Source organism: Mesorhizobium sp. M7A.F.Ca.MR.148.00.0.0 (genome assembly GCF_003997735.1).
Taxonomy (GTDB): domain Bacteria; phylum Pseudomonadota; class Alphaproteobacteria; order Rhizobiales; family Rhizobiaceae; genus Mesorhizobium.
On sequence record NZ_RZTB01000154.1, the window covers coordinates 1 to 2,405 of the forward strand.

Here is a 2,405-nt window from a genome sequence, read left to right on the forward strand (position 1 = left end):
GATATATTCAGAGGAATCTCGATGTACCCTTGATAAGCGAAGACCAATGGGCGCCTGCCGCTGACAGAATTGTACCAATTAAACATAATTCAGACGTCTATCAGCAGGTAATTGAGGCAGCCGAGGAATTGAAGGCAACCTTGGTTGGCACCAATCTTCTTGACCCCGAAACGTCCGAGCGAGTTGAAAGTGAGATATCCGCCGGCCAAACACTATTAAAAAGTCGCACTGTGAGATTAGCTGCCTTAACTGCACTTTTCGTTCCGACGTTACGGTGGCTGGCCGATGCCTTCGCCGGCACAGCAGTCGGGATGGCAGCCCAGAGTTTATTTGAGCACTTAATAGCGTTGATACCAAGCCTCGTCTGAGGTGGAATCAATGCACAATGGACAAACTTCGTCAGTGGTCGGGGCGGCGATCTTGCCCCTCATCGCCCCGGCTGGTGACTATGAAGCCCCGCGCAGACAGGCGTATCGCCAAATCAGTAGGTAGGACTCTATTCCTTTTTCCTAATTTTTGCAACTGGTCCGCTGGCAACAACCTTGCCGCCGAACATGTCCAATAGAACGCGGACGCTGTTGACGCTGCGCGCTTTCACCATCTCAGCGTCCGCACCAGCAAAAGCACCGTCCAAGACCATCACGCCTTCTCCGGCTTTGATCCGCAGACCGTGGTCGCGCATCTTGTCGAACACACCTTTTTCCTCTGCGTCGCGGATCGCCTTGATATCGTCTCCTGGGATCGGCACCGGCTTCCCCTCGATGTCGCAGAGCACACCATTTCGGACTAGGCCGTCGCAACTGTTCAGGGCGCCCCACTTCACGTCGTGGGCGGGCGTGAAGATGTAGCCGAGGAACAACGGGAAGTTCTTCACCAGCCAAGCCTTGGTCCGATGGTGCCGGTACTCGTGCCGATATTGCGGCATGTAGACCGGGATCCCGAGACGCTGCATTTCCGTCATGGCGCGGTATTCCCCGCCAGGCTTGGTCTGGACAGCGAGCCAGGCTGGCTGCTTGCCACCCGAAACGATTTTCGTTTGTGCGTTCAACTGCTTTCCTTCCAAGGTTCGCGCCGCATCGGATCGACTCCGACGCGGCGCAGAATTTCACGCCACCAGGCGCATCACTTGTCGCTTCTTCTTCGTCTTCCGAAACCAGATTGATCCGAGCGCCTTCCATTCCGAGGTGCGCAAAGTCTTCGCCATCAGCTTGGCTTCGTCTTCGGCCGACAGGTACAAATCGCCTATCGTTTTCGACAGCTCTTCGGGATCGAGTTTTATCGACATCTCGCTGTCGGTCATGATGTACTCGGCAGCCCTGATATGGTTTGCCGTGATAGGTGCCAAATGAGCGTTGGCCAGCACCTCAAGGATGACCCGCGCTCCTAGCGGTTCACGTCGTGAGACGAGCCCCCTGATGGCCGAAATCGCGATGGTGTCACCGGGTTGATATTTTCCGGTCTTGGGCAAGCTTTTCAAGACTTTGACCCCAGCACGCTGACAGGTGCGGTCAATATCGACAGCTTCATCATGGCCAGCCAGAACCGCCGAATGGTGTAGTTGCAGCGCGGTGACCCCCAACCGTTGAGTATTCTGCCCGACGAACGCGGATGCTTGTGACTGCGTATCCGGTGCGTCGACGATCATGATGGGGATAAGGTCGATGTGCGGGTTGCTGGCGGCGGCGATTGCCGTGTGCTGCCCGTCCAGAACTTTGAGAATGGTTTGACCTTCGTGGTCCGCATAGGCGCAAATCGGTGGTTTGAATTTCGTCCAGCAGAAGTTCTGAATGACCTTCCGAATCTGCTTGCGACCCCGATCACCGATCTGGCGTTGATAGTGGTGATCAACGTAGAGCGTTGCCGGATCGACACGCTCGCAAATTGGCTCTCCTGTAGTCGGAATCCGTGGGGTGATATCGGCGGCATTAATTGCAGCAATGCGATTGAGCAGTTCCACTGAAGGTTTCCTGTTACGCGGCTCAACCTGAGCGGGGACGCCTCGACATGAGTGCGCGGCAGTTTGGTTGCAGCCCACGCTCTGGACCACGACCAAGCCGGGACGGCTTTCCCCGACATTCCCGGTCTCTGCCCACCGGTTGCCGAGAGCTTGGTGAACAAATGCTTGCGTGGCACTCAATTTTGCCTTCCTTCGCTCGCCGCCAGATACTCGGCGGGATCGATGTGGCGAACGGGTGAGGCCGCACCGAACGTCCCAAGCTGCGAATCCCGATACTGGCGCGTTCCGTTTGGATCGAACTTTGCCGCCGCGATGGTGCGGACCCATGTCGGGGCCTGGGCGGCATTGATCTGCATCCGCTTGGCCTTCCGATTTTTCGTCTTCCGGTTCTTGGCGGCCCGCTTATGCTGGCGTGTCCGCTTAGGTGCGATCGGCGCCGGGCCACGCG

4 protein-coding genes are annotated in these 2,405 nt (G+C 57.0%); 1 reads left to right on the forward strand and 3 read right to left on the reverse strand.

Translation table 11 applies throughout. The annotated features are described in order from the left end of the window. Window positions 1-368 (forward strand): hypothetical protein (locus EOB49_RS30645; protein WP_206526160.1); only part of this gene is annotated, 368 nt, incomplete at its 5' end. A gap of 128 nt (window positions 369-496) precedes the next feature. Here EOB49_RS30645 and EOB49_RS30650 read toward each other — a convergent pair. The 3 genes from EOB49_RS30650 to EOB49_RS30660 all read right to left on the reverse strand — a co-directional run bounded on the left by EOB49_RS30650 (window position 497) and on the right by EOB49_RS30660 (window position 2,313). Continuing rightward, entirely contained in the window at window positions 497-1,048 is a 552-nt protein-coding gene (locus EOB49_RS30650; RefSeq protein ID WP_164781863.1) for a transcription termination/antitermination NusG family protein, read from the reverse strand. 57 nt (window positions 1,049-1,105) lie between these two features. Beyond that, window positions 1,106-1,957, reverse strand: coding sequence for a hypothetical protein (locus EOB49_RS30655; RefSeq protein WP_127383184.1), 852 nt, complete (start codon window positions 1,955-1,957; stop codon window positions 1,106-1,108). A gap of 176 nt (window positions 1,958-2,133) precedes the next feature. Next, window positions 2,134-2,313, reverse strand: coding sequence for a hypothetical protein (locus EOB49_RS30660; RefSeq protein ID WP_127383185.1), 180 nt, complete (start codon window positions 2,311-2,313; stop codon window positions 2,134-2,136). Between the last annotated feature and the right edge of the window lie 92 nt (window positions 2,314-2,405).

Excerpts from the sequence above, each read along its gene's own strand:
- EOB49_RS30660 (WP_127383185.1), bottom strand. The coding sequence starts at position 2,313 with ATGCAGATCAATGCCGCCCAGGCCCCGACATGGGTCCGCACCATCGCG.